The sequence below is a fragment of the Massilia niastensis DSM 21313 genome (assembly GCF_000382345.1).
GTDB classification, from domain to species: Bacteria; Pseudomonadota; Gammaproteobacteria; order Burkholderiales; family Burkholderiaceae_D; genus Telluria; species Telluria niastensis.
Window position 1 is genome coordinate 1 of sequence record NZ_KB908118.1, and the last position, 25,983, is coordinate 25,983.

The 25,983-nt window shown below is 64.3% G+C and carries 27 protein-coding genes, 1 tRNA gene and 1 pseudogene; 16 read left to right on the forward strand and 13 right to left on the reverse strand.

Annotated elements, in window-relative coordinates; all coding sequences use genetic code 11:
* Nucleotides 1-207 (reverse strand): annotated as a pseudogene (locus H162_RS35010) (hypothetical protein); the annotation flags it as partial.
* Nucleotides 208-390: 183 nt separating this feature from the next.
* Between H162_RS35010 and H162_RS0121235 the strand changes: the two are divergent.
* On the forward strand, nt 391-597 hold the full coding sequence (locus H162_RS0121235) for an EAL domain-containing protein (RefSeq protein WP_267872158.1): 207 nt from the start codon (nt 391-393) through the stop codon (nt 595-597).
* A 106-nt stretch (nt 598-703) separates the two neighbouring features.
* On the opposite strand, the gene H162_RS0121240 is transcribed toward H162_RS0121235, so the two are convergent.
* The 3 genes from H162_RS0121240 to H162_RS0121250 all read right to left on the reverse strand — a co-directional run bounded on the left by H162_RS0121240 (nt 704) and on the right by H162_RS0121250 (nt 2,163).
* Nucleotides 704-1,258, reverse strand: a complete 555-nt coding sequence (locus H162_RS0121240; protein ID WP_026354911.1) for a carboxymuconolactone decarboxylase family protein — start codon at nt 1,256-1,258, stop codon at nt 704-706.
* Nucleotides 1,259-1,330: 72 nt separating this feature from the next.
* The gene (gene grxC, locus H162_RS0121245; RefSeq protein ID WP_026354912.1) at nt 1,331-1,579 is read right to left on the reverse strand and encodes a glutaredoxin 3; all 249 of its coding nucleotides are present in this window, start codon (nt 1,577-1,579) and stop codon (nt 1,331-1,333) included.
* 47 nt (nt 1,580-1,626) lie between these two features.
* Nucleotides 1,627-2,163: a carboxymuconolactone decarboxylase family protein gene (locus H162_RS0121250; RefSeq protein ID WP_020655517.1), complete on the reverse strand. Its 537-nt coding sequence runs from the start codon at nt 2,161-2,163 to the stop codon at nt 1,627-1,629.
* Between the two features lie 148 nt (nt 2,164-2,311).
* On the opposite strand from H162_RS0121250, the gene H162_RS0121255 reads away from it, so the two are divergent.
* Entirely contained in the window at nt 2,312-3,235 is a 924-nt protein-coding gene (locus H162_RS0121255; protein WP_020655518.1) for an AraC family transcriptional regulator, read from the forward strand.
* A gap of 139 nt (nt 3,236-3,374) precedes the next feature.
* Nucleotides 3,375-4,271: a LysR family transcriptional regulator gene (locus H162_RS0121260; RefSeq protein ID WP_020655519.1), complete on the forward strand. Its 897-nt coding sequence runs from the start codon at nt 3,375-3,377 to the stop codon at nt 4,269-4,271.
* Here the strand turns inward: H162_RS0121260 and H162_RS0121265 are convergent.
* Genes H162_RS0121265 through H162_RS0121275 form a run of 3 tightly spaced genes read right to left on the reverse strand, consistent with a single transcriptional unit; the run spans nt 4,261 to nt 6,751 of the window.
* Nucleotides 4,261-5,229: a quinone oxidoreductase family protein gene (locus H162_RS0121265; protein WP_020655520.1), complete on the reverse strand. Its 969-nt coding sequence runs from the start codon at nt 5,227-5,229 to the stop codon at nt 4,261-4,263. The genes H162_RS0121260 and H162_RS0121265 overlap by 11 nt on opposite strands.
* On the reverse strand, nt 5,226-6,308 hold the full coding sequence (locus tag H162_RS0121270) for a Gfo/Idh/MocA family protein (RefSeq protein WP_020655521.1): 1,083 nt from the start codon (nt 6,306-6,308) through the stop codon (nt 5,226-5,228). Before H162_RS0121270 ends, H162_RS0121265 begins: the two co-directional genes overlap by 4 nt.
* Entirely contained in the window at nt 6,305-6,751 is a 447-nt protein-coding gene (locus H162_RS0121275; protein ID WP_020655522.1) for a nuclear transport factor 2 family protein, read from the reverse strand. Before H162_RS0121275 ends, H162_RS0121270 begins: the two co-directional genes overlap by 4 nt.
* A gap of 108 nt (nt 6,752-6,859) precedes the next feature.
* Between H162_RS0121275 and H162_RS0121280 the strand changes: the two genes are divergently transcribed.
* From H162_RS0121280 to H162_RS32815, 7 genes are all read left to right on the forward strand, one after another.
* Nucleotides 6,860-7,792 carry an AraC family transcriptional regulator gene (locus H162_RS0121280; protein ID WP_020655523.1) on the forward strand — a complete coding sequence of 311 codons (933 nt, stop codon included), beginning with the start codon at nt 6,860-6,862 and terminating at the stop codon, nt 7,790-7,792.
* Nucleotides 7,793-7,933: 141 nt separating this feature from the next.
* Nucleotides 7,934-8,929, forward strand: coding sequence for a zinc-dependent alcohol dehydrogenase family protein (locus H162_RS0121285; RefSeq protein ID WP_020655524.1), 996 nt, complete (start codon nt 7,934-7,936; stop codon nt 8,927-8,929).
* The gene (locus tag H162_RS0121290) at nt 8,926-9,957 is read left to right on the forward strand and encodes an LLM class flavin-dependent oxidoreductase (RefSeq protein WP_020655525.1); all 1,032 of its coding nucleotides are present in this window, start codon (nt 8,926-8,928) and stop codon (nt 9,955-9,957) included. Before H162_RS0121285 ends, H162_RS0121290 begins: the two co-directional genes overlap by 4 nt.
* Nucleotides 9,954-10,901, forward strand: coding sequence for an SDR family NAD(P)-dependent oxidoreductase (locus H162_RS0121295; protein WP_020655526.1), 948 nt, complete (start codon nt 9,954-9,956; stop codon nt 10,899-10,901). Before H162_RS0121290 ends, H162_RS0121295 begins: the two co-directional genes overlap by 4 nt.
* Before the next feature lie 333 nt (nt 10,902-11,234).
* Nucleotides 11,235-12,179, forward strand: coding sequence for an MBL fold metallo-hydrolase (locus tag H162_RS0121300; protein ID WP_020655527.1), 945 nt, complete (start codon nt 11,235-11,237; stop codon nt 12,177-12,179).
* A 15-nt stretch (nt 12,180-12,194) separates the two neighbouring features.
* Nucleotides 12,195-13,136, forward strand: coding sequence for an alpha/beta fold hydrolase (locus tag H162_RS0121305; RefSeq protein WP_020655528.1), 942 nt, complete (start codon nt 12,195-12,197; stop codon nt 13,134-13,136).
* A 230-nt stretch (nt 13,137-13,366) separates the two neighbouring features.
* Nucleotides 13,367-14,590, forward strand: coding sequence for an EAL domain-containing protein (locus H162_RS32815; RefSeq protein WP_020655529.1), 1,224 nt, complete (start codon nt 13,367-13,369; stop codon nt 14,588-14,590).
* A 640-nt stretch (nt 14,591-15,230) separates the two neighbouring features.
* Here the strand turns inward: H162_RS32815 and H162_RS0121320 are convergent.
* The 6 genes from H162_RS0121320 to cysS form a co-directional block, all read right to left on the reverse strand.
* Nucleotides 15,231-15,324 (reverse strand) — tRNA-Ser (locus H162_RS0121320).
* A gap of 93 nt (nt 15,325-15,417) precedes the next feature.
* Complete coding sequence (locus H162_RS0121325) at nt 15,418-16,665, reverse strand: aspartate kinase (protein ID WP_026354914.1); 1,248 nt, start codon at nt 16,663-16,665, stop codon at nt 15,418-15,420.
* A gap of 135 nt (nt 16,666-16,800) precedes the next feature.
* Entirely contained in the window at nt 16,801-18,201 is a 1,401-nt protein-coding gene (tilS, locus tag H162_RS0121330; RefSeq protein WP_020655531.1) for a tRNA lysidine(34) synthetase TilS, read from the reverse strand.
* Nucleotides 18,202-18,206: 5 nt separating this feature from the next.
* On the reverse strand, nt 18,207-19,184 hold the full coding sequence (locus tag H162_RS0121335; RefSeq protein ID WP_020655532.1) for an acetyl-CoA carboxylase carboxyltransferase subunit alpha: 978 nt from the start codon (nt 19,182-19,184) through the stop codon (nt 18,207-18,209).
* Nucleotides 19,185-19,239: 55 nt separating this feature from the next.
* The gene (locus H162_RS0121340) at nt 19,240-19,929 is read right to left on the reverse strand and encodes a DNA-3-methyladenine glycosylase family protein (RefSeq protein WP_020655533.1); all 690 of its coding nucleotides are present in this window, start codon (nt 19,927-19,929) and stop codon (nt 19,240-19,242) included.
* Nucleotides 19,929-21,326: a cysteine--tRNA ligase gene (gene cysS, locus H162_RS0121345; protein WP_020655534.1), complete on the reverse strand. Its 1,398-nt coding sequence runs from the start codon at nt 21,324-21,326 to the stop codon at nt 19,929-19,931. Before cysS ends, H162_RS0121340 begins: the two co-directional genes overlap by 1 nt.
* A 246-nt stretch (nt 21,327-21,572) precedes the next feature.
* On the opposite strand from cysS, the gene H162_RS0121350 reads away from it, so the two are divergent.
* The 6 genes from H162_RS0121350 to H162_RS0121375 all read left to right on the forward strand — a co-directional run bounded on the left by H162_RS0121350 (nt 21,573) and on the right by H162_RS0121375 (nt 25,979).
* Nucleotides 21,573-22,181, forward strand: a complete 609-nt coding sequence (locus tag H162_RS0121350) for a peptidylprolyl isomerase (protein WP_020655535.1) — start codon at nt 21,573-21,575, stop codon at nt 22,179-22,181.
* Between the two features lie 51 nt (nt 22,182-22,232).
* On the forward strand, nt 22,233-22,724 hold the full coding sequence (locus H162_RS0121355; RefSeq protein WP_020655536.1) for a peptidylprolyl isomerase: 492 nt from the start codon (nt 22,233-22,235) through the stop codon (nt 22,722-22,724).
* 50 nt (nt 22,725-22,774) lie between these two features.
* Nucleotides 22,775-23,533 (forward strand): UDP-2,3-diacylglucosamine diphosphatase, encoded by a 759-nt coding sequence (locus H162_RS0121360; RefSeq protein ID WP_020655537.1) that lies wholly within the window; start codon nt 22,775-22,777, stop codon nt 23,531-23,533.
* Nucleotides 23,534-23,776: 243 nt separating this feature from the next.
* Nucleotides 23,777-24,145: a GntR family transcriptional regulator gene (locus tag H162_RS0121365; protein WP_020655538.1), complete on the forward strand. Its 369-nt coding sequence runs from the start codon at nt 23,777-23,779 to the stop codon at nt 24,143-24,145.
* Nucleotides 24,142-25,014 (forward strand): ABC transporter ATP-binding protein, encoded by an 873-nt coding sequence (locus tag H162_RS0121370; protein ID WP_020655539.1) that lies wholly within the window; start codon nt 24,142-24,144, stop codon nt 25,012-25,014. The genes H162_RS0121365 and H162_RS0121370 overlap by 4 nt, the downstream gene beginning before the upstream one ends.
* Nucleotides 25,011-25,979 carry a hypothetical protein gene (locus tag H162_RS0121375; RefSeq protein ID WP_020655540.1) on the forward strand — a complete coding sequence of 323 codons (969 nt, stop codon included), beginning with the start codon at nt 25,011-25,013 and terminating at the stop codon, nt 25,977-25,979. The genes H162_RS0121370 and H162_RS0121375 overlap by 4 nt, the downstream gene beginning before the upstream one ends.
* Nucleotides 25,980-25,983: the final 4 nt, after the last annotated feature.

Genomic DNA, 25,983 nt, shown 5'->3' on the forward strand with positions numbered 1-25,983 from the left:
CGGCAACTCACGGATGATTCGCATGCCTGACTCGTGCACTCGATGACAGTGATGGCCGCAGCCATTGCACACCATGGGGGCGGCAGGATCCCTGCGCAGATCGATCCACACTGCGCCCGGCCGGCGCTCCAATTTCGATGCAAAGAACCCTTCCCAGAACGGGAGGGCAAGATTATGATTCGTCATGAAAGCGGTGAGGATGAGCATTCTTTGTTGGTCGCACAACAAGTCTAGCTCGTCTTCACCGCTTTCCCTTTTCTGGCGTTACTTCCCGCTAATCCGTGAAGAACCTTTTTAATTCCATTCTGATGCGATGATGATTGCGGTGAGTCAGGAGATGGCAGTGAGCGCCGCCGGTTCATGAGCTTTCGCGACTAATTACGTGCGATTCTGGCGATGGCGTCCAACCTGAACCTGCAAGTCACCACCGAAGGGGTGGCGTCCGAGGAGCAACTGGAGCTCCTGCGCGCCGAAGGCTGCCAGGAAATCCAGGGGTTCTTCGTGTCCCCGCCGATCAGCCCCGACAGTTTCGTTTCGCGCTTCCTCACCTCCGGCCGCGCTCAGGTACCGCCAGGCGTCCTGCTGTCGTCCGGATAAGCCACGGCCGGCGAACCTCCAGCCATATCGAGCCGGCAGCGTCCTGACGGTTCAGGTGTATTGTCGAGCACTTTCCGGGCGCTTGCCATGATCAGCGCAAGCCCCCTCAAGCACGGTGTGGCAGATAGGGCCGCAGCTCCGCGTTTACTTCTGTCTCGCCCAGGTTATTCGCGAAATTACACAGTGTCGCAAGGCTGACGCCCAACACGATCTCCAACGCCTGTCTGGGCCCGTAGCCGTGCGCGAGGAAAGCTTGGTAGTCAGCGTCAGAGACTGCGCCGCGGGTGGCAATCACGGACCGGGTGAATGCGGCTACTGCATCGAGCCGCGCATCACCACTTTCGGCGCCGGTCTGCAGGGCCTGCACCACCGAGCGGGGTGCGCCAGCCTTCTTCATCATCACGGCGCCATGGCCTGCCAGGCAAAAATCGCAGCCATGCCCCTGCGCGGCGGCCAACTGCACCACTTCACGTTCGGTCAGCGTCAAGCTCGTGCTGGCATTGATCGCACCCACCTTCATGTACGTTTCCAGCGCCGCTGGCGCATGTGCCAACACGCCAATCAGGTTTGGCAAAAAACCGTTGCTGGCCTGAGATTTTTCGACGAAAGCCTGACTTTCAGCAGGGACGTTGAGGAGGTTGAGGACAGAAATGCGGGACATATATGGCTCACAAAGGATAGCGTTGGTCGAATCGGTACGGATACCGGACAGGGTGGCGGTCCTGCACACACCTTACAGAAGCAATGCCAGTTCGCCGGCGCGCTCGAGCGCCGCGAGCTCGTCGAAGCCGCCGATATGGCGCTCTCCAATGAAGATCTGGGGCACGCTGCGGCGACCGGTACGCGCCATCATCTCGACCCGCCGCGCGGGATCCAGATCGACGTTGATTTCTTCGGCCGTCACGCCGCGCTGCGCCAGCAGGCGCTTGGCCAACCTGCAATAGCCGCAGGTGTCACTGCTGTACATGATCACGTGATTCATCATTGTTCTCCAATGCGCCGGTGGAGGGCATGCACCGGCAAGCGGTATCAATCGACGGCCGGGAAATCGAGCACCGTGTCATTGACGCGATTGACGAGGTTGGTGAACGTGATGCTGGCGATGGCCAGCAGCGTGTCGATGATCTGGGCATCGGTGTAGCCAGCCGCCCTTATCGCCGCCACCTCCTCGACCGGCACAGTACCTTTGCTGGCGACCAGTTGCCGTGCGAACCTCGCCAGCACATCGGTGGCCGCATCGCCGCTCGGCACGCCGCCGCGCAGCGCCGCCATCGTGGCGCCCGGCAGGCCGGCCCGTCCACCGAGGAACGTATGGGCCGCAATGCAGTAATCGCAGCCGACTTCGGCGCTGACAGCGAGCTTGATGATCTCGATCTGATGGTGCGACAGGCTGCTCTTGCGCAGCGCGCCGTCCAGCTCCAAGGCGGCTTTCAGGGCTACCGGGCTGTTCGAGCCGATGGTGGCGAAGGCATTCGGTACGGTGCCGGCTGCGGCCTTGATCGCGCTGAAAAGCTGGGCGGCCTGGCCAGTGGCTTCGGCGGGGGTGACAGTGTACAGGCGGGACATGATATTCCTTTCGGGTTCAGTATTTTGCCGGCGCTTCAGTGTCCGGCATGCAAAACAGTGTAGCCACGCCACCTGCCCTTTATAATGCTCGGAAACCTCTATCTCTTGCTCGTTCAACTCAACTAGTGCCATGGGTGTCTTGAGTCACTTGCTGACCCTGTATCCGGTGCGCACCGCACTGGACATCCGCTGCCAGTTCGGCGCGCCCTGGGTACTGGAACATCCCGGAAGCGGCGCCGGGAGCGCGCCCTATCACCTGATCGCGCGCGGACGCGGACGTCTGGAAGTGGGCGGACGTAAAGATATCCAGCTGGAGGAAGGGGACATCATCCTGTTCCCTACCGGTGCACCGCATCGTCTGTATGCCGAGGAATCGGACGGAACGTCGGGTAGCTACCAGCAGTCCGATGAGCAGTCCGCGCTGCCCCTGCTGTTCAACGATGGGAGCGGCCCCGTCACCGACATCCTGTGCGGGCAGTTCGAATTCGGACAGTCGACACACAATGCGCTGTTGACCGCGCTGCCGGAACTGGTGCACGTGCGGACCGCCGATCGGCACGATTTCTCGACCCTGCGCAGCTTGATCCAGATGCTGCGCCAGGAGGCCGAAACGTCCCGACCGGGTGGGCGTGCCCTGCTATCGCAGCTGGCGTCGGCATTGTTCACCCTGGTGATGCGGGCCTGGGTGGAGCAGGCGCCGTCGACACCCGGGCTGTTCGCTTTGCTGGCCGAGCCACGCCTGCAGCCTGCGCTTCGGGCCATGCTGGCGGAACCGGAGCGTCCCTGGCAGTTGGCCGAACTGGCGGACCTGTGTCATATCTCGCGCGCCACCTTTGCCCGCCTGTTCCAGCGCGCAGCCCAGGCAAGCCCGGCCCAGGTGTTGACCCAGACCCGGATGGCAAGGGCCGCCGCCCTGCTTCGCGAAGGGCGTCTGCCGGTCGGACAGATCGCGGAAATGGTCGGCTACCAGTCGGAAGCCGCATTCAACCGCGTATTCAAACGCAGCTACGGGGCTGGACCGGGCGCTTACCGGCGCTCCGTGGTTGCGGATACGGCGCGCGCGCCATCATAGTCGGGTGAAAAGCGATGCGCCAGCATCAAACGCCCTGTCCGGCACCGAATTGAATTCACTACAATCAGCGGTCACCCAATGACTCATTTCCCTGCAGCACGAGACCGGAAAACCTTGATCATTACTGCCAAGAGATACCATGGACAAGCTTGAAGCAATGCGCGTGTTTTGCGCAGTCGTGGACGCGGGAGGCTTCAGCAGGGCAGCCGAGCGGCTCGGCATGTCGCCGTCCTCGGTCACGATCCATGTGGCGAGCCTCGAATCCCACTTCCGTGTGAAACTGCTGCATCGGACGACACGCAGCATGTCGCTGACCAGCGAGGGCGTGGTATGCCACCAGCATGCGATGCAGTTGCTGGCCGACATGGCCGAACTGGAATCGCAACTGCATGATGCGGCGGACATCCCAAGCGGTACCTTACGGGTCGACATGCCGGGACTTGTCTCGCGCATGTACGTGTCCCCCGCCCTGCCGCGTTTCCTGGCCCAATACCCTGAAATCACGCTGCGCGCCACGGTAAGCGACCGTTTGCTGGACATGGTGGACGAAGGCGTCGATGTATTGATCCGCATCGGGAACGTGGCGGACTCCGGCCTGGTGGCGCGCCCGCTCATGCAGACGAAGTTCATCTGCTGCGCCTCGCCGGGATTCGTGCGTCAGTACGGCACGCCGCCCTCGCCCGACGCCCTGGCCGATTTCAGCTGCATGGGCTTCATGCTGCCGAAGGTGAGGCGCTTGCGGCCCTGGACGTTCAATGGGGCGGACGACTTTGTCCCACGGACCCGCATCAGCTACGATCACGTCGACTCGCTGCTGGAATTGTGCAAGGCGGGCGCCGGCATCGGGCAATTCCTGTCGCTCTCCGTGGCGGACGCGCTGCGCAGCGGCGAACTGGTTCCGCTACTGGAGCCGTGGCAAGCCGATGGGCCGCTCGTCCACGCCCTGTTCCAGCAACGGCAGCAGCGCGCCGCGAAGGTGCGTGCCTTTATCGATTTCCTCGCCGGCCTGTTTCCCGCGCCTGACCTCAAGGGATAAGCAGCAGCTTGCCGGTCGTGCAGCGGCTCTCGAGGGCGGCATGCGCCAGCGCGGCATCGACGAGAGGATAGGCCGTGCCGATTGCCACCCCCAGCTTGCCCGCCACGATCCAGTCGAACAGCTGCCCGGCGCGGGCGCGCAGCAAGGCCGGCGTGGGAACGTGGTCGTAGAAGGCGGCATAGCCGACCTTGATGCTGCGCGGAAGCCTGGGCAGGTCGATCGGCCGGGACAGTCCCAGGCCGGGACCGTACCAGCACAAGGTGCCGCAGCGGCGCAGCGAGGCGATCGAGTCGTCGAAGGTCGCCGCACCCGAGCCGTCGTAGACCACATGCACGCCTTCGCCATCCGTCAGGCGCTGCACCTCGCCGGCAAACCGGCCCTCGGCATCGACGATCACGTGATCGGCCCCGGCCGCGCGGGCGGCGGCAATCTTGTCGGCGTGCGAGACACGCCCGATCACCCTGCCGCCGCGCAGCTTCACCAGCTGCGTCAGCAGCTGCCCGACACCGCCGGCCGCCGCATGCACCAGCGCGATATCGCCAGGGTTCACGGGATAGAAGTCGGTCGCGAAATGGCTGGCCGTCAGGCCTTGCATCATCACGGCCGCCGCCGTACGGTCATCGATGACGTCCGGCACGCGCACCAGCGCATCAGCCGGCACCGCGATCCGTTCGGCGTAGCTGCCCGATGCGTAAGCCCAGGTCACCCGCTGCCCAGGGACGAAGCCCTCTACGCCTGGACCGGCTGCGCGCACCCTGCCCGTGCCTTCGACGCCGATGATTTTCGGGTTCGGCATGTCGGTCCAGTACAGCCCCTGGCGTACGCCCACATCCATGAAATTGACGCCGGCGGCCACCACCTCGACCAGCACCTGCCCCGGTCCGGCCACCGGCTCGGGGATCTCCTGATACGCCAGGACGCCCTGGCCGCCCGACGTGCGCATGACGACCGCCTTCATTTGAGCACTCCCGCGTTGCGGACGATCGTGTCGACCAGGCGATGCAAGCCTACCGCGTCGTCGAAATCGGGGCCGTCGTGCGTGCCGTTGGCGATATCCTCGGCCAGGCGCTGATAGGCGCTTGCGACCAGCTGCGCCGGCCCTTCGGCGCCATGGGCAGTATAGCTCGCCGGAATCTCGATTTCATGCAAAGTCTCGTCCCCATGCGCCCCTTGCAGCCGCATGCCACCGATGCCGACATAGCCGACCGGGCTCGTGATGAGGAGATCTCCATGCGTGCCATTGATCTCGACGTGAAAATTCGTCGCGCGCGACAGCCCGCCGCGGAAGTGGGCGGATACCGCGACACCATTGCTCAACTGGCCGGCGAGCAGTATCTGGTCGGCCACGCTCAAGGGCAGCTCGGCCCCGGTCTCGACGATGCGGGTCGTCTTGCGCGCGTTGCCCAGCAAGCCGGATACCGCGTCGAAGCCGGCGCCCAGCACATGCAGCAGGCCGTCGATCGAGTGGGCGAATGGCACGTTCAGCATGGCGGCGCCATTGGCTGGGTCGAGCGTGTAGACGTAGCCCTCGTTCACGGCTTCTCCCCAGAGGATGCCGGAACCGATCATGCTGGCCGACAGCACCCGGCCCACATAACCATCCCTGACCAGATGGCGTGCATGGGCGAAGGCGGGTGCGGCGCGTGTTTGCAAGCCGATCGAGGTGGCCACGCCGGCCGCGCGTGCCAGATCGCGCATGGATTCCGCTTCTGCCAGGCTGGTGCCGAGAGGCCACTCGGAGAAAACGGCCTTGCCGGCCGCGATCGCCTGGCCGACCAGCTCGGCATGGCGCGGCACCTTGACCGCCACGACCACCAGGTCGACGTCCGGATGGGTCACCAGTTCCGCGGCGGAGGCGAAGGCGTGCGGCACGCTGAACGCGTGGGCGGCGGCCCGGGCCGTAGCCAGGTCGTGATGGCTGACGGCGGCGATCTGGTATTCCGGCAGCCGCTGCAGCGCCGGGAGGTGCGCCGTGGCGGCCCAGCCCTTGTCGGGATGCACCCCGATGATGCCTACGCGGAGTGGAAGTTTGTTCATGGCGTGATCTCCAGGATGGTGCGACGCAGTTCAAGACGGGCGATACGCCAGCCATCTCTGGTGAGCACCCAGTTTTCGTGATAGTGGCCGTAGCCATGGTGGCGTGACGGACGACTGTCCGTCCGCTCCGGGAACAGGATGGTGTCCTCCATCGACCAGATCGCGCTGATCTCGCTGTCCGATACCTGGGTCAGCTCGTCGTTATGAACTTGGTGGATGGATTGGGCGCTTGCAAGATAGTCACGGGCGGCGGCAGTGAACACATCGCGCGAGGAGAAGGCGACAACAAGCTCTCCGCCAACGCCGAGGATCCGGATGTCAGGAGAAGGAACGAACAGGTCGGCGAATGCGTCCCATTGCTTGGTATCGGCATAACGGCAGTAGCGGGCCTTGGCCTGGCGGACTTGATCAATGGCGCTGGAGGGAGGCGGGGTGTAAGGCATGATGTTCCATGTTGGTTCGCAATGAATCTATAATGGCGGCACGCATCTGGACGAACAAGTCTTGAAAGTCCTTGTGTTTTGCCTACTCGTCCAATTTTGAAAACAATCATGGATCCGCTTACCGACATCCTGACTGGCTTGCGCATACGCCGCGCCCTGTTCACCCGCCTGGAAGCCAGCGCCCCCTGGGGATTCGACTCGTCCGGTGAACCTTTCCTCAAGTTCGTGTTGCTGGTACGCGGTTCGGCGATCCTGCAAACGGCCGACAGTCCTGCGCCGATCGCGCTGCGTGGCGGCGACGTCTTCATCATGCTGCAGGACCAGCCCTACCGCATCTACGACCACGAGAATTCCGCCACCACCGATTGCGTCGACATCGAGAAACTACGCATCGGCAACAAGATTGAGGTTGGCGGGGGCGGCGCGCGCACTTCCTTCATCAGCGGATTCTTCGAACTGGACGCGCAGGCGGCGAAGCCCTTGCTCAAGGTCCTGCCTCCGCTGCTGCATTTGAGGCTGGACCAGGACCGGGGCCTGGCCTTCCATTCGGTGCTGGAGTTGCTGGCGATCGAGACGGAAGCACCGGGACTGGGTTCGGAAGCGGTGGTTAGCCGCCTGTTCGAACTCCTGTTCGTCCATGCGATCCGCGCCTATTCGGCCCAGCCCGGCGGTCCAACGCGCGGCTGGCTGGCGGCGAACGCCGACCGTCACCTGGCCCTGGCGCTGGAGGCCATGCATGGCGACCCGGGACATGACTGGACCGTGGAGTCGCTGGCGCGCATGGCAGGCATGTCACGTTCGGCGTTTGCCGCCCGTTTCAAGGCGGTGGTGGGACAGACCCCGCTCGACTACCTGACCCAATGGCGCATGTATTGCGCCACCCGCCTGCTGCAGCACTCCGGCCTTGCGCTGGCCGAAGTGTCGCGCCAGGTCGGCTACGAATCGGTGGCCGCCTTCAACCGCGTATTCCGGCGCGAGACGGCCATGACGCCAGGCGCCTTCCGTAAAGCTGCCGAGTCCGCAGAGACAAGAATGCTCTAACAGAACTTCGGCGCATCGGCGCCCACGATACTACGGCCATCATTGTTTTGGATTCACGAAAACTGCATCCACTTCCGGCCCGTTGTTCTGCCTATGGCTGCTCACTACACTGGATTCATCACTCACCCACTGGAGCATGCCATGAACCAAGCGATGAAAGCAGTTGTACTGAACGCCTACGAAACCCCGCTGACCTTGACCGAGATTGCGCGTCCCGAGGCGGGCCCGGGCCAGGTCCTGGTGCGGATCAAGGCCAGTGGCGTCAATCCCCTGGACATCAAGATCGCTGCCGGCAAGGCCGACCATGCCCAGGTCGCGCCGGGCGCCATTCTCGGCATCGACATGGCCGGCGTGGTGCAAGCCGTCGGTGAAGGGGTAAGCGGCTTCGCGCCTGGCGACGAGGTCTGGGGCATGACTGGCGGCGTCGGTGGTGTCCAGGGTTCGCTGGCCGAATACGCCGCGGTCGACGCCCAGCTGCTCGCCCACAAGCCGTCCAGCATCGGGATGCGCGAGGCCGCGGCGCTGCCGCTCGTGTTCATCACGGCATGGGAAGGCCTGGTCGACCGCGCCCGGATCACGGCCGGGAAAAAGGTGCTCGTGCATGGCGGCGCCGGCGGCGTCGGCCATGTCGCCGTCCAGATCGCCCGGGCATTCGGCGCCGAGGTGTATGCCACCGGCAGCGCATCCCAGCGCGAGACCATCGAAGGCTACGGCGCCGTGTTCATCGATTACCGGGCCACCAGCGTCGAGGAATACGTGCAGCAATACACGGATGGCGAGGGCTTCGATATCGTGTACGACACCGTCGGCGGCGCCACCCTGGACGCTTCATTCAAGGCCGCGCGCCCCTACCACGGCCACGTCGTCAGCTGCCTGGGCTGGGGCACGCATGCGCTGGCGCCGCTGTCCTTCCGCGCCGCGACCTATTCCGGCGTGTTCACCTTGCTGCCCCTGTTGAGCGGCAAGGGCCGCGCCAACCATGGCACCATCATGAATGAGGCGGCCAAGCTGGTGGATGCAGGCAAGATCCGGGTCTTGCTGGACGATCGTCACTACACGCTGGCCGATGTCGGCCAGGCCCACGCAGCCATGCAGGATGGCAGCGCGCGCGGCAAGATCGTGGTGGAGGTGGCATGAGCCTGCTCGCCCGCACCCCGCTGTCGGCGCTGGACGTCGTTCCGCTGCGCGCCGGAGGCTCGACCGCCGATGCATTGCGCGAAGCCTTGGACTACGGCAAGGAGCTCGACGGCCTCGGCTTCCAGCGGATTTGGCTGGCCGAGCACCACAACCTGGCCGGAGTCGCCAGTTCAGCCACTGCCGTGCTGGTCGGCCAGATGGCAGCCGCCACCCGCAATCTGCGGGTGGGCGCCGGCGGGATCATGTTGCCGAACCATGCTCCGCTGGTGGTGGCCGAGAATTTCGGCACGCTGGAAACGCTGTTCCCGGGGCGGATCGACCTCGGCCTGGGGCGGGCGCCAGGGGCGGACGGTGAAACCATGCGTGCGCTGCGGCGCAGCCCGGCCGATGGCAATAGTTTTCCCGACCAGGTAGCGGAAATCCAGATGCTGCTGGGGCCGGATATGCCTGGTCAGCGGGTACGCGCCGTGCCGGGCGTGGGTACCAGGGTACCGCTCTGGATCCTGGGGTCCGGCAGCTTCGGCGCCGCGCTGGCCGCCGAACGCGGGATGCCCTTCGCCTTTGCCGCCCACATCGCACCGCAGGCACTGCACGAGGCGGCGGCCTTGTACCGGGCCAGGTTCCAGCCATCGCTTGCGTTGGCGCGGCCCTACCTGATGGTGTGCCTGCCGCTGGTCGCTGCGGAGTCGGACGAGGAAGCGCAGTTCCTGGCGACCACCATGTTCCAGCGCAGCCTGGCCCTGGTCCGCGGCGAGGGCCTGAGCATGCTGCCACCCGTGGCCGACATGGGCGCGCGCTGGAGCCGAAGCGAAGAGCAGGCGGTGCGCAACATGCTGGGGGCGGCGGTCGTGGGCGGGCCGGAGACTGTCGCCAAGGAACTGGAGCGGGTACTCGCCGCGACCGGGGCCGACGAACTGATGTTCAGCTCGAATTTCTATCACGCCGCCGACCGCCTGCGCTCGAGCAGGATTGTCGCGGAACTGAGATTCGACGCCGTGTTGGATTCGGCGGAAGCGGAGGTCTGGTGAAGCACACATCGCCACACCATCCCATTCGGACGCCTTTCGGTTTCAGTTCGACAGCCGATGAGATTCTCAGCGGCATCGACCTGTCAGGCAAGCGCGCCATCGTCACAGGCGCCTCGTCCGGCATCGGCATCGATACCGCAAGGGTGCTGGCCGACGCTGGCGCCGATGTCACCCTGGCCGTGCGCAAACTCGACGCAGGCCTTCAGGTGGCGGCCCACTTGAAGGCCGTGACCGGTAATGAAAACATCAGCGCTAGCTACCTCGACTTGAGCGACCAGGCCTCGATACAGGCCTTCGTCGGCAGCCGGAACGATCCGCTGCACATCCTGGTCAACAACGGTGGCATCATGGCACTGCCGGAGCTGACCAGGACGAGGGAAGGCTGGGAAATGCAGTATGCGACCAACTTCGTCGGACATTTCGCCCTCACCCTCGGCTTGCACGAGGCGCTGGCGGCGGCCGGCGGAGCGCGCATCGTCTCGGTTAGTTCCAGCGGGAACCTGATCGCCCCGGTGATCTGGGACGACCCGCATTTCGACTTCATGCCCTACGACCCTTTGGTCGCCTATGGCCAGTCGAAGACGGCCTGTGCATTGCTGGCGGTCGAGGCGACGCGGCGCTGGTCGGGTGATGCGATCTACGCGAACGCGCTCAATCCCGGTGCGATCGCCACCGGACTGCAGCGGCATACGGGCGGCTTGCGCACGCCGCCCGGGCGGCGCAAGACCACGGCGCAGGGAGCGGCCACCTCGGTCCTGCTGGCGGGTTCGCCGCTGCTCGAGAAGATCGGCGGCCGCTACTTCGAGGATTGCAACGAGGCCGAGATCCTGTTGCGCCGGCCCGGCGATTACCGCGGTGTCGCCCATTACGCGCTTGATCCCGCCAACGCCGCGCGCCTGTGGGACATGACCCTGGAAATGATCGACCGTCGGCAACGGCGATAAAGCAAGCCAGTTCATCCCCCATCCTCCCCGCGGTTTTCATTTCAGGCCCTGCGGCGCCCGCGGCGCTTGCAGGGCCTCTTTGCACGGTGCGCTGAACACCAGCGCCTGCTTCCGCCCATTCCTGGCGCATCCCAACATGACCATGAGCCACGCCGCGCGAGCGAGCGCGGCGCGCACGCGCCATTCCGACCAGGGCCGCGCTTTATACGCGAATCGCGAAAACTGTTTGCATTGACAGGGGGTAACTCCCTGGCCGATCTGCGACTAATCTACCTTCATCGCGGCGCAACGCAGCGCCAGCGAAGACAAACCAAGCCGATAGGAGTAAGACCCATGAAGATCACACCCGCCACCCTCCGCCGCCTGCTGCTGTCGACCACGATTGCCGCCCTCGGCGCGAGCTGGTTCGCCCCCGCCGACGCCGCAGCCGTCAGCCCCGTCATCCAGATCAACGAAGCCACGTCCAAGGCCGACATCACCACGCAGCAGTTGCGCGGCAATATCAGCGTGCTGATGGGTGCGGGTGGGAATATCGTTGCCCTGCAAGGCGCGAAGGGCAAGTTCCTGGTCGACGCAGGCATTTCCGTCTCCAAGGCCAAGCTGCAGGCTGCGCTGGCCCAGGTGGGCAAGGGGCCCGTCAAATACGTCGCCAACACCCACTGGCACTGGGACCATACCGATGGCAACACCTGGCTCGGCGAGTCCGGCGCCACCATCATCGCCCATCCGAATACGCTTAAACACATCTCCGAAACCACCCGGGTCGACGACTGGAACTACACCTTCAAGCCGCTGCCGAAAGCCGGTCTTCCGACCATCCTGGTGAAAGACGGGAAGACCATGCAGTTCGGCGGCGAACTCATCACGCTGAAGAACCTCGGCAACGGTCACACCGATGGCGACTTGTGGATCCGCTTCGAGAAAGCCGATGTGCTGGTGTTGGGTGACACGTTCTGGAACGGGGTCTATCCGTTCATCGACAACGCCTCGCACGGCGGCATCAATGAAGCGATCAAGTGGGCGAACCATGCGATCGAGCAGAGCAGCGACCACACCATCATCGTGCCGGGCCACGGCCCGGTCGGCAACCGCGCGCAACTGATCGAATTCCGCGACATGCTGGTGACTGTGCGCGACAAGGTCAAGGGCTTGAAGGACAAGGGCCTCACCGTCGAACAGGCAGTTGCCGCCAAGCCCACCTCGCAGTTCGACGCGAAGTACGGAAACTTCGTCATCAACCCCGATTTCTTCACCCGCCTGGTCTATGCCGGCCTGTAATCCAAGGAGCACAACATGAGCAAACTGTCCAAAATCATCGCCCTGTCCGTCTTCGCGCTGGCCGCCGGCGCAACGAGCGCAGCAGTCAGCACGCCTGCCGCCAAGGCCGCGCCGGCCCAGGCAAGCGCCAGCTACATCATCACCCGTGACGGCGTACAGCTGTACTACAAGGACTGGGGACCCCGCAACGGACAACCCATCGTCTTCAGCCATGGCTGGCCGCTGAGCGCGGACAGCTGGGAGTCGCAGATGCTGTTCCTGGCCAGCCAGGGCTACCGGGTGATCGCCCACGACCGCCGCGGCCATGGCCGCTCCAGCCAGCCATGGGACGGCAACGACATGGACCACTATGCCGATGACCTGGCCACCGTCATCGAGACGCTGAATCTGAAGAACGCGGTGCTGGTGGGCTTTTCCACCGGCGGCGGCGAAGTGGCCCGCTATATCGGCCGCCATGGCACCGGGCGCGTCGCCAAGGCGGTGCTGATCTCGGCCGTGCCGCCGATGATGGTGAAAACGGCGGACAATCCGGGCGGCGTGCCGATGGAGGTATTCGACGGCCTGCGCAAGCAGCAGGTCGAGAACCGCGCGCAACTATACAAGGATATTCCGACCGGCCCCTTCTTCGGCTTCAACCGCCCAGGCGCTAAAGTGTCGCAGGGCATGATCGACAACTGGTGGATGCAGGGCATGCAAGGGGGCCACAAGGGCACGTACGACTCGATCAAGGCATTTTCCGAAACCGATTTCCGGGCCGACTTGAAGAAATTCGACAAGCCGACTCTGGTCATCCACGGTGACGACGACCAGATCGTGCCGATCGACGTCGGCGGACGGGCTTCGGCAAAGATGATCAAGGGCGCAAAGCTGATCGTCTATCCCGGCGCTCCGCACGGGCTGACCGATACCCATAAGGACAAGGTAAACGCAGACCTGCTGGCCTTCATCAGGGACTGATCAGTCCTGCCCTGGCCGGAACGCAGCTCCCCGCTGGGTTCCGGCATGGTTCATTGCCGACGCTGTCGTGCTGGAATGGCATGCCAGGCCGGCTGCCTCCGTTCGTATGGCGTACCGGATTGCACACCCAAGCCGCACGTTTCTTCGCCCAGGATCGGCACACGCGAAAATTTGACGATCCTGCCGTCTAGGCGGATAAAGGAACATCTGCTGTCGCTGGGGAGGTCATCATGGAAACAGTTACCGAGGCCGAGATCGCCCAGGGAATCCGCAATAGTGAGTTCACGCTGTACTACCAGCCGAAGTCCTCACTGATCACCAGCCGCATCGTCGGCGCGGAGGCACTCGCACGCTGGCGGCGGCCGAACGGCGTCGTGCTCCCTCCAGCGAGCTTCATCCATGTCGCCGAACACAGCGGGCTGGTCAAGGGCATGACACTCCAGCTGCTGTCGGAACTGGTGCACGAACTGGCGGACAACGGGCTGGGTAGCGACTTGTGCATCTCCTTCAATGTCACGGCCCAGGATTTCGAGGATGACGCCCTGACCAACACCATTCTCCACGCCATCTCCCATCAGCACCTGCCCCCTGCTTCCCTCGAGCTCGAGATCACCGAGACCCAGGCGCTCGAGGCGGGCGATTTCGTGCTCAGGCGCGTCCAGTCGCTCGCGGACGCAGGCATCGGGCTGGCCATGGACGACTACGGGATCGGCTATTCGAGCATGGATACATTGAGCCAGTGGCCATTCACAACGATCAAGCTGGACCAGGGCATAGTCAGGCGGATGCTCGAGTCCAGGAAGAACGCGACCATCGTGCGCTCGTCGATCAGGCTCGGTCACGAACTGGGCCTGAACGTGGTGGCCGAAGGCGTCGAGACCGTGGCCCAGTACGTTTTCCTGGTCGAGGCGGGATGCAGACTCATCCAGGGCTACCTGGTCAGCCCTCCCCTGCCACTGGATGATTTTCAGGCGCTTCGCCAGCGGGCCACCGCCTGCCCAGGATTCCCGATCGGACTGGTGCACATGGCAATCGTCGACCACGTCCAGTGGCGGCGTCAGATGGTCAGCTATGCGATCCAGCGCGCGGCCTTTCCGCCGGGCTCGTCCGCGCGGCAGACTGAAGGCTATCCGCAACTCTGCGTCACCAAGTGCGGGCTCGGCCAATGGTACTACGGTGAGGGCCGCTACCACGCCGACACGCCGATGTATCAGGCGCTCGATGCGCCGCACCAGGACCTGCATCGCGTGGGGGAAGCGATCGTCGGCCAGGTCCGTGCCGGCGCAACGCTCACTGACCTGGCCCCCCTGTTGCAGGATCTGAAAACAGCCTCGGTGCAATTGATCCGCCTGTTGGAAGATATTGAGGACCTGGGCCTGCAGACCTTGTACAGCAAAGATTCCGGACTCAGCTGCGCGACCCGGTCGGCATGCGTTTCCGCTATCCGCACTTGAAGCCCTCCTGCGCGCCTGGTCTTGGTCGCTCGTGGCAATTCCTGCTGGCCTTGTTGCTCAGCCTCGTTTTGCTTCGGATCGAACTCGGCCGTTCAGCCGGCAGGAGGAGTCTGTCGATGTAACCAGCACCAACGAGTGGCATTTTTACTTCAGAAGCTGAGGCAATTTTCCTTCAACTGACGGTAGCTGCCCCCAGGGCACGTATCATTTCCTCGGGCCGGTGATCCAGTGTGGCGAAGCCCTCGACCGCGACCGCGCGACGGCAGGACGGTGCCGCCGGCGGCGCGCAGCCGCTCGAACAGTAGTCGACATAGTCGGCGCCAAGCATTCGTCATTCCTGAGCGAAGACGAGCGCAGCACGACTGGCTGAAAAGGGTATAAAGCTCATCACTGCCCTACCCTTACTCATACCCTTAAAAATCTTCGCTTCACTGGAGGCAGGCAGGACACCAACCCCCGAGCCTCACTATGAGATTCGGGGATTCCAGAGTGTGGCCGAAGCCTTACTCTCACACTCTGCGGCGAAAACGGGATTCGTATTGGCCGACACATTCTTGCACGCTCAGAAACAAAAAAACCCGCCACACTCATCGTGCAGCGGGTTTCTCGAATGTTAAAGATTTCTCTAAAACAATTGTTTTGGCGGAGGCGGTGGGATTCGAACCCACGATACAGGTTTAAGCCCGTATGCTTCCTTAGCAGGGAAGTGCCTTCGGCCACTCGGCCACGCCTCCTTTCAGAACCGACAACATCGTCAGCGCTGAGAGCACGCATATTACTGGACGGTGCTCATTTGGTCAAGGAATCAGACCAAAGTTTTTAAAACGTTAAGCTTGCTCGAGGTTAAACGCCTTGTGCAGTGCGCGAACCGCCAGCTCCATGTATTTTTCGTCGATCAGCACCGAGATCTTGATCTCCGAGGTCGAGATCATCTGGATGTTGACGCCCTCTTCCGACAGCGTGCGGAACATCTGCGAGGCCACGCCGACGTGGCTGCGCATGCCCACGCCCACCGCCGACACCTTCGACACCTTGGCGTCGCCCAGCAGCTTGGTCGCGCCCAGGGCCTCTTTCTGGCCTTCCAGCACGTTCATCGCCTTGACGTAGTCGTTGCGCGAGACCGTGAAGGTGAAATCGGTCTTGCCGTCCACCGACTGGTTCTGGATGATCATGTCGACCTCGATGTTCGCGTCCGCGATCGGGCCCAGGATGTGGTAAGCAACGCCCGGCTTGTCCGGCACGCCCAGGACGGTGATCTTGGCTTCATCGCGATTGAAGGCGATACCGGAGATGACGGCTTGTTCCATGTTACTTTCTTCCTCAAACGAAATCAGGGTGCCGGAATTGGCTTCTTCTTCCAGTGGCATCTGGGGATCGGTCAGCGACGACAGCACGCGCGTCGGCACCTGGTAGTTACCGGCGAATTCCACCGAGCGGGTCTGCAGCACTTTCGAGCCCAGCGAGGCCAGTTCGAGCATTTCCTCGAAGGTGATCTTCGACAGGCGGCGCGCCTCGTCGACCACGCGCGGGTCGGTCGTGTACACGCCGTCCACGTCAGTATAGATCAGGCATTCGTCCGCCTTGAGCGCGGCTGCGATCGCCACGGCCGAGGTATCGGAACCGCCGCGGCCCAGGGTCGAGATGTTGCCGTCCTCGTCCATGCCCTGGAAGCCGGTGATGATGACGATCTTGCCCGCGTTCAGGTCGCCGCGTACGCGCGTGTCGTCGATCGACTGGATGCGCGCCTTGGTGAACGAGGAATCGGTGCGGATGCCCGCCTGCCAGCCGGTGTACGAGACCGCGTCCTTGCCGATCGCCAGCAGCGCCATCGCCAGCAGGCCGACCGAGACCTGTTCGCCGGTGGAGGCAATCATGTCCAGTTCGCGCGGGTCCGGTTGCGGCATGATTTCCTTGGCCAGGCCAATCAGGCGGTTGGTCTCGCCCGACATCGCGGACGGAACGACAACGATTTGGTGACCTGCGTCATGCCACTTGGCCACGCGGGCAGCGACATTCTTGATACGGTCCGTCGAGCCCATCGACGTGCCGCCATATTTGTGGACAATTAAAGCCATATCAGGAAGCTTTCCAGCTTGTAGAAGGATCAAAGGGGACCCTTACTCTAGCATGCTGCAACGCGTCATCACAAGGCTGGATGCTCCAAAAGCTATACGAAAAGAAAATAAAGTAATACGTTTAACGCATAGAAACTATGCCGGGCTCGCTTCCCAGCGCAGCGCGACCAGTTCCCCACCCTCCGCGCCGAAGTGGCGGCAGTCCATGCCGATCCCGGCCGCGAACAGCACCTCCCGCTCCCGATACACCACCGGCAGGCGCTCGCGCTCCCAGGCCGGCACGCCGAGCGCCTGGTAATGCGCCTTCAGGCTGCGCGTCGGGCGGTTGGGCGCCGGCTTGAGCCGTTCGCCGCCGGTGCGAAAGTCGATCGTGAGTTGCTGGCGGCGCAGCCAGGCGGGATCGAAGCCGCGCTCGGACGGCTCGATGTGCAGCACGCCGCCGTAGGCCGGAAACGCCAGCGCGGCTTCGCCCTGCCAGCGGAAGCCCTGCCCCTCCCTGTCGAGCACGCCGATGTCGTCGCGATCGCGCATGCCGCTCAGTTCCGGCAGGCGCGGCGTGATGTGGAGCTTGCCGCGATGGCGGCGGATCTCGCAGTCCGGATGGGTGACCTTGAGCTGCGCATCCTCGCGCGCCTCGAACAGCTGGGCGACCATCTCGGCCAGCCAGGCGGTCGAAGGCATCGCCAGTCCGCGCACCGAGAACAGGTGGCGCAGCAGGTTATGGATGCGGTCGCCGCTCAGCGCCTGCAGGCGCTGCAGATCCACCGCCTCGCCAAGCAGGCAGGCGCCCAGGTCCTGCGCGGCGAGCTCGTCCAGCATCCGCTGGGCCGAGGCCACATGCGCCGCGCCGCGCGCCAGCCGCTGCTGGAAGCCGGGGAAGGCGCTCGACAAGGCCGGCATCACCGTGTGCCGCAAGGCGTTGCGCGCATAACGCGGATCGAGATTCGATTCATCCTCGACCCAGGCCAGGCCCAGTTCGGCCGCACAGGCTTCCAGCGCCGCGCGCGGCTGGGCCAGCAGCGGCCTGGCCATGACCAGCTCGTCGCTGCCGAGCAGGCCGGGCGCCCGGTTGGCGGCGTCCATGCCGGACAGGCCGGCCGGCCCCGAGCCGCGCAGCAGTTGCAGCAGCACGGTCTCGGCCTGGTCGTCGAGGTGGTGGGCGGTCAGCAGCACGCCGGCGCCGTGCAGGCGGCACATCTCGCCCAGCGCGCCATAGCGCAGGCGGCGCGCGGTGGCTTCGGTCCCGGACTTGTCCTTCGGGATCGTGATTCTACGGAAGTCGAAGGCGATGCCGAGCGCGGCGCAGCTGGCGGCGCAATGCGCCAGCCAGTCGTCGGCATGCGGGCTCAGGCCATGGTGGACGTGGAAGGCGGACAGGGTCACGCCCGCTTCCGCCGCCCAGGCATGCGCCAGCCGCAGCAGGACCATCGAATCGAGGCCGCCGCTGCAGGCAATGGCGAGGGAGGAAAAGGGATACTGCGCGCGCAGGCCGTGCATGGCCTGCGCGAAAGATGCCGGGACGGCCCCGGCTTTCATACGGCTCACTCTTCGCGCGGCAGCGTTTCCTTGAACTTGCCGTAGCTCATCAGTTTCTGGTGACGGGCTTCCAGCAGGTCCTTGGTCTTCATGCCCTGGAACTGGCGCAGGGTGTCGGCCAGCGCGCGCTTGAGCAGCTGCGCCATCTGGGCCGGGTCGCGGTGCGCGCCGCCCAGCGGTTCGCTGACGATCTTGTCGACCAGGCCCATCGCCTTCAGGCGGTGCGCGGTCAGGCCCAGGGCGTCGGCCGCGTCGGACGCGCGCTCCGAGGTCTTCCACAGGATCGAGGCGCAGCCTTCCGGCGAGATCACCGAGTAGGTCGCGTATTGCAGCATCAGCACCGCGTCGCCGACGGCGATCGCCAGCGCGCCGCCCGAACCGCCTTCACCGATGATGGTGGCGATCAGCGGCACTTTCAGCTCGGCCATGACGTACAGGTTGTGGCCGATCGCTTCCGACTGGCCGCGCTCTTCCGCGTCGATGCCGGGGAAGGCGCCAGGCGTATCCACGAAGGTGAAGATCGGCAGGCCGAACTTCTCGGCCACCTTCATCAGGCGCATCGCCTTGCGGTAGCCTTCGGGTTTCGGCATGCCGAAGTTGCGCATCGCGCGCTCCTTCGTGTCGCGGCCCTTCTGGTGGCCGATCACCATGCAGGCCTGGCCGTTGAAACGGGCCAGGCCGCCGATGATCGACTGGTCGTCCGCGAAGGTGCGGTCGCCGTGCAGTTCATGGAAATCGGTGAAGATCGCGTTCACGTAGTCCATCGTGTACGGACGCTGCGGATGACGCGCGATCTGCGACACCTGCCATGGAGTCAGCTTGGCGTAGATGTCCTTGGTCAGTTGCTGGCTCTTCTTGGCCAGGCGGTCGATCTCTTCGGAGATGTCGACGGCGGAATCGTCCTGCACGAACCGCAGCTCTTCAATCTTGGAATCCAGCTCGGCGATCGGCTGCTCAAAATTGAGGAAAGTTGTTTTAGTCATTGTACCTCCGGGTTGTTTCGTGGCCGCTGCGTCCGTGCGCGCGGCGAATCAGGCGTCATTCTACCGTACCGGATGCCGGAATCGGGTCCAGACTACGCCATAAATACCATGTAGCAACTGTTCGCCAGGGCTCCCAGTTGGCCGCCACCTCGCGCGCATCGCTGCGCGAAACAGGTTCGCCGGAGAAATAATTCTGGCTGATTCCCTGGATCAGGCCGGCGTCATCGAGGGGCAGGACGTTCGGCCGGAGCAGATTAAATATCAAAAACATCTCTGCTGTCCAGCGGCTGATGCCGCGGATCTGGACCAGTTCGCCGATCACGGCCTCGTCGTCCATCTGCGACCACAGGTCGGCATGGACGCGCCTGGCCTTGAAACTGTCGGCCAGGTCGAGGATGTACTCGGTCTTGCGCTTGGACAGGCCGCAGCCGGAGAGCTGCACCGCGCCGGCCTTGATCACCTGGGCCGGCGAGAGTTTCGGGCAGGTGTCCAGCAGCTTGCCCCAGGCCAGGTCGGCCGCCTTGGGCGTGACCTGCTGGCCCACGATGGAGCGCGCCAGGGTCGTGAAGGGGTCGGGATGGCCGCGCAGGTGCAGGTCCCCGAACTGGGGGATCAGCTTGTTCATGATGCGGTCGCGCTGCATCAGCTCGAGCTTTGCTTCCGCCCAGTAGACGGGCACGGCAAGCGCTTCCGAAGCCAACGCGGGCGCACCGACGCCGAGCGCCTTGTCCTTGTTCGCTGCCATTATGCGCGGCGCCAGGTCGTTCCGTCGGGTTTGTCTTCCAGGATGATCCCGGCGGCGCTGAGTTGCGCCCGAATCTGGTCCGCCTCGGCGAAGTTGCGCGCGCCCTTGGCCGCGGCGCGGCGTGCGATGGCGTCCAGGATGGCCGCCTCGTCCAGGCCGCCCTCTTCCTGGCCGCCGCCGGCCTGCAGGAACTGCTGGGTGCTGCGCTCGAGCAGGCCGAGCACGCCGGCCAGCGCCTTCAGCTGGCGCGCCGCCTCGACCGACTTGCTGCGGTTGACTTCGCTCGCCAGGTCGAACAGCTCGGCCACGGCCAGCGGGGTGTTGAAGTCGTCGTCCATCGCTTCGCGGAAGCGCACGGCGTGGGCCTCGTCCCAGTCGACGGCCGGGCTGGCGCCGCCCAGGTCGACATCGGCCAGCGCCGTGTACAGGCGCGTCAGCGCGCCCTTGGCGTCGTCCAGGTGCGCGTCGGAGTAATTCAGCGGGCTGCGGTAGTGGGCGCGCAGGATGAAGAAGCGCACGACTTCGGCGTCGTACTTCTTGAGCACGTCGCGGATGGTGAAGAAGTTGCCCAGCGACTTGGACATCTTCTCGTTATCCACGCGCACGAAGCCGTTGTGGATCCAGTAGTTGACCATCGGGCCGCCGAAGGCGCCTTCGGATTGCGCGATCTCGTTCTCGTGGTGCGGGAACTGCAGGTCGGCGCCGCCGCCATGGATGTCGAAATGTTCGCCCAGGGTCGCGCACGACATGGCCGAGCACTCGATGTGCCAGCCCGGACGGCCCGTGCCCCACTTCGATTCCCATTTCACTTCGCCAGGCTCGGATTCCTTGGCGGCCTTCCAGAGCACGAAGTCGAGCGGGTCGCGCTTGCCGGTATTGACGTCCACGCGCTCGCCGGCGCGCAGGTCGTCCAGCGACTTGCCCGACAGCTTGCCGTAGCCGTCGAAGCCGCGCACCGCGTAGTTGACGTCGCCGTCGTCGCTCCGATAGGCCAGGCCTTTTTGCTCGAGGCGCTCGATGATGGCCAGCATTTGCGGCACGTACTCGGTGGCGCGCGGCACCACGGTCGGCGGCAGGATGCCCAGCGCGCCCGTGTCTTCGTCCATGTATTGCGTGAAACGCGCGGTCAGCGAGCCGATGGTCTCGCCATTCTCGACCGCGCGCTTGATGATCTTGTCATCGATGTCAGTGATGTTGCGGACATAGGTGACCTCGTAGCCCGAGGCCATGAGCCAGCGGTAGACGACGTCGAAAGCCATCATCATCCGCGCGTGGCCGACATGACAGTAATCGTAGATGGTCATGCCGCACACATACATGCCGGCCTTGCCTGCAACCTTCGGGACGAATACCTGCTTGTCACGCGCGAGCGTGTTGTAAATCTTCAGTTGGCTCATTGAATACCGTTTCAAGAGGAAAGCGAGCCGGCAATGCGCCGCCCGGCCGCGACCATTGGTGCGCGGCCAGCCGGGCGTTTCTGCTTGGGCTCGCCTGTATCCTCGGTGTTGTTCTTATTTGATAGAATGGACGTTTTGCGCAGAGTATAGCATTGTTAAAATCCCGGCTGGCCGCATCTAGCCCAGCTTTATTTTTCCTGAATACTCTTGACAGTGTATTGCGCAATGCCTACCAGAGGAAGCCAGATGCCATCGTTCGCCACGTCCCGCCGCGCCCTGCTCACCCGTCTTTCCGTCGCCGCCTGCGGCCTGCTGTTCTCGGCCGCCGCCTTCGCCGCCGACCAGCCCCAGGTGTCGATCAAGACCTCCATGGGTGAGATCGTCGTCGAGCTGGACCAGGAAAAGGCGCCGAAGAACGTCGCCAACTTCCTGGCCTACGTGAAGTCGGGTTTCTACAAGGGCACCATCTTCCACCGCGTGATCGACGGCTTCATGATCCAGGGCGGCGGCATGAACGAGAAACTCGAGGGCCGCAAGACCCTCAAGCCGGTCAAGAACGAGTCGGACAACGGGCTGTCGAACCTGCCGTACACGATCTCGATGGCGCGGGAAAACCACCCCGACACGGCCACCTCGCAATTCTTCATCAATGTCGCCGACAACTCCGGCATCGATTTTCCGAACGTCGGCGGCTCCGGCTACACCGTGTTCGGCAAGGTCATCAAGGGCCAGGAAGTGGTCGACAAGATCAAGTCCGTCGTGGTCGATGACGTGCGCGGCATGGAAAACGTGCCGGTCACCCCGATCTTCATTAAGTCCGCGACCCTCCTCAAGGGCGACAAGCTTGTAAAATAACGAGTGCACAAAAGGCATTCTTAACAATAAACCAACCAGACAGGACAATCCATGACCTCCGTACTCATCACCACCAACCAGGGCAACATCACCATCGAACTGGACGCCGACAAGGCGCCGAAGACGGTTGCCAACTTCCTCGACTACGTGAACAAGGGTCACTTCACCAACACCATCTTCCACCGCGTCATCAAGGACTTCATGATCCAGGGCGGCGGCTTCGAGCCGGGCATGAAGCAGAAGGCCGCCGACGCGACCGTCGAGAACGAAGCCAAGAACGGCCTGAAGAACGACAAGTACACCATCGCCATGGCCCGCACCTCGGCGCCGCACTCGGCATCGGCGCAGTTCTTCATCAACACCAAGGACAACGCCTTCCTGAACTACCCGGGCCAGGACGGCTGGGGCTACGCCGTGTTCGGCAAGGTGACGGCGGGCCAGGACGTGGTCGATGCCATGAACACCGTCAAGACCACCCGCAGCGGCATGCACTCGGACGTGCCGGTCGACCCGATCGTGATCGAGAAGGTCGAAGTCATCTAATGAAGCAGGGGGCGGCGCGCCCGTGCCGGCGGGCCGCCCCGATTGATCCGATGACGATGTCCGCGCGCCCGTTCGCGCTTTTCATTTCCGACCTGCACCTGCAGGAATCCCATCCCGCCACGGCCGAGGCCTTCTTCCGTTTCCTGGCGGAGCATGCAATCCATGCCGAGCGGCTCTACCTGCTCGGCGACATCTTCGAATACTGGGCCGGCGACGACGATCTCGACGAGCCCTTCCACCGGCGCGTGGTCGAGGCCATCCGCGCCGTCAGCGCGGCCGGCGTGGCTGTGCACTGGCTTGCCGGCAACCGGGACTTCCTGGTCGGCCCCGGCTTCGCGCAGGCGACCGGGCTCTCCCTCCTGGAAGAGCCGCACGTGATCGAGGCCGGCGGCCGGCGCGTGGCGCTGGTGCATGGCGACGCCCAGTGCACGCTCGACCTCAAGTACATGGCCTTCCGCGCCCAGGTGCGCGATCCGGCCTGGCAAGGGCAATTCCTCGGCATGCCGCTGGCCCAGCGCAAGGCCATCATCGCGAACCTGCGCGAAGGCAGCCGCGAGGCGCAGTCCGGCAAGTCCTGCGAGATCATGGACGTGACGCCGGAAGCGGCCACCGCGCTGTTCGATGCGACCGATGCCCAGGTGATCATCCATGGGCATACGCACCGCCCCGCCGTGCACGAGACCGGCGGCAGGCTGCGCTACGTGCTGCCGGACTGGGAGCTGGACGCCGAGCCGCGGCGCGGCGGCTGGATCGCGCTGGCGCCTGATGGCGCGCTGACCCGGTACGACCAGGACGGCAACCCGCTGTAAGCAGCCTTCATGCGGGGCGGCAACCGCTGCCCCGCTTCTCCCCATCTCCTCCAGCCTCGCACCCGCACGCACGCACGCACGCACGCGCCGCCGCCTGGCGCCACCCCGCAAAAAATTGTCGAATATGTATGTTGACTTCGACAAGACCACTGTTATACTTCACTACAACACCACTTCATCACATCACCAACAGGGAGGCAGGCATGCACACCACGCCGCACCGCAACGACAGGGAGGCCGGAGATGACAGTCGGCTGGAACGATAACACCCCGATCTACCGCCAGCTCAAGGAGCGGGTGGTCGGCATGATGCTCGACGGCGTACTGAAGGCCGGCGACGCCCTGCCCTCCGTGCGCCAGATCGCGGCCGAGTATCAACTCAACCCGATCACCGTATCGAAGGCTTACCAGGAACTGGTCGACGAGAACTTAGTGGAAAAGCGAAGGGGAATAGGCATGTATGTCACCGAAGGAGCAAGCGAGAAACTGCTGGCCACCGAACGCGAGCGCTTCGTGCGCGAAGAATGGCCGGCGATGGTCGAGCGCATCCGCCGTCTCGGCCTGAACATCGAGCAGCTGCTGCGCGCCTCCGAAGCCGGAGGTACAGCATGAGCGCCGTCCTTTCGGCACGCGGCCTCTCCAAGCGCTACGGCAAGCGGGTCGCGGTCGACAACGTCGACTTCGACATCCCGGCGGGACGCATCGTCGGCCTGATCGGCCCCAACGGTTCCGGCAAGACCACCACGCTCAAGGCGGCCCTGGGACTGATTCCCTTCGAGGGCCAGCTCTCGGTGCTCGGCTTCGATCCGCGCACCCAGCGCGACGACCTGATGAAGGAAGTCTGCTTCATCGCCGACGTCGCCATCCTGCCGCGCTGGCTGCGCGTCAAGGACGCCATCGACTTCGTGGCCGGCGTGCATCCGCGCTTCGACCGCAGCAAGGCCGAGCGCTACATCGCGCTCACCAAGCTGAAGCCCACCCTGAAGGTCAAGGAAATGTCCAAGGGCATGATCGTCCAGCTGCACCTGGCGCTGGTGATGGCGATCGACGCCAAGCTGCTGGTGCTGGACGAACCGACCCTGGGCCTCGACATCCTCTACCGCAAGCAGTTCTACCAGAACCTGCTGGAGGACTATTTTGACGAGGAAAAGACCATCGTCATCACGACCCACCAGGTCGAGGAAGTCGAGCACATCCTCACCGACCTGCTGTTCATCCGCGACGGCAGGATCGTGCTGGCGGCGTCGATGGACGAGATCGGCGAGCGCTATACCGAGGTCATGGTGCCGGCCGACAAGCTGAATGCCGCCCATGCGCTGCAGCCGATCGACCAGCGCACCGTGTTCGGCAAGTCGGTGATGCTGTTCGACGCGGCGCGCTCGGGCGGCGTCACGCGCGACCAGCTGGCCTCCCTCGGCGAGACCCGCAATCCCAGCGTCGCCGACCTGTTCGTCGCCACCATGAAAGGAACCTACGCATGAAAACCATGAAATGGCTGCTCCAGCGCGAGTTCTGGGAGCACAAGGGGGCCTTCCTGTTCGCGCCGCTGGCGGTGGCCGCGGTGCTGGTGGTCCTCATCGGCGGCGGCTTCCTGTACGGCATGGCCACCACGAACGGGGCCACCTTCCAGATCGAGGGCCAGCACATGGTGGCGATCGAAGGCATCCCGCACCAGATGCGCGGCAAGCTGGCCGACATCGTGGCCTCGAGCTACCTGGCGGTGTCGGCGCCGCTGTTCCTGGTGCTGCCGGCGGTGGTGTTCTTCTACTGCCTGGCGGCGCTGTACGACGACCGCCGCGACCGCAGCATCCTGTTCTGGAAGTCGCTGCCGCTGTCGGACCAGCAGACCGTGCTGTCCAAGGTCGTCACCGCCCTGCTCGTGGTGCCCCTGCTGACGATCGCGATCGGCATCGCCGCCGCGCTGATCCTGCTGGTGCTCGGACTGGCCGTGGGCGCCGCCAAGGGCATGAACCTGATCGCGCCGGTGCTGGCCGACGTCAACCTCTACCTGTCGCCGCTCTACCTGCTGAGCTTCCTGCCGCTGTACATCCTGTTCGCGCTGCCGACCGTCGGCTGGCTGCTGATGGTGTCCGCCTGGGCCCGTTCCAAGGTGTTCCTGTGGGCGGTCGGCACGCCGCTGGTCGCGGTGGTGATCCTGAAGTGGGTCGACTTCCTGCTGGGCCGCTTCGGCGGGATGACCCTGAATGTCGACTGGTTCGTGGATGAAGTCGTGGCGCGCGGCCTGGGCGGCCTGTTCCCCGGCGTCTGGCTCGCCGAACTCGACAACACTACGCTGCAGCACATGGAGCATGGCCTGAACGGCGGCCTGCTGCTGGCGCATTCCTACGGCACCCTGGCCACCCCGGGCGTGTGGCTGGGCGCGATCGCCGGCGCCGCGATGATCTTCGCCGCGATGCGCCTGCGCCGCTGGCGCGACGAGGGCTGAGACC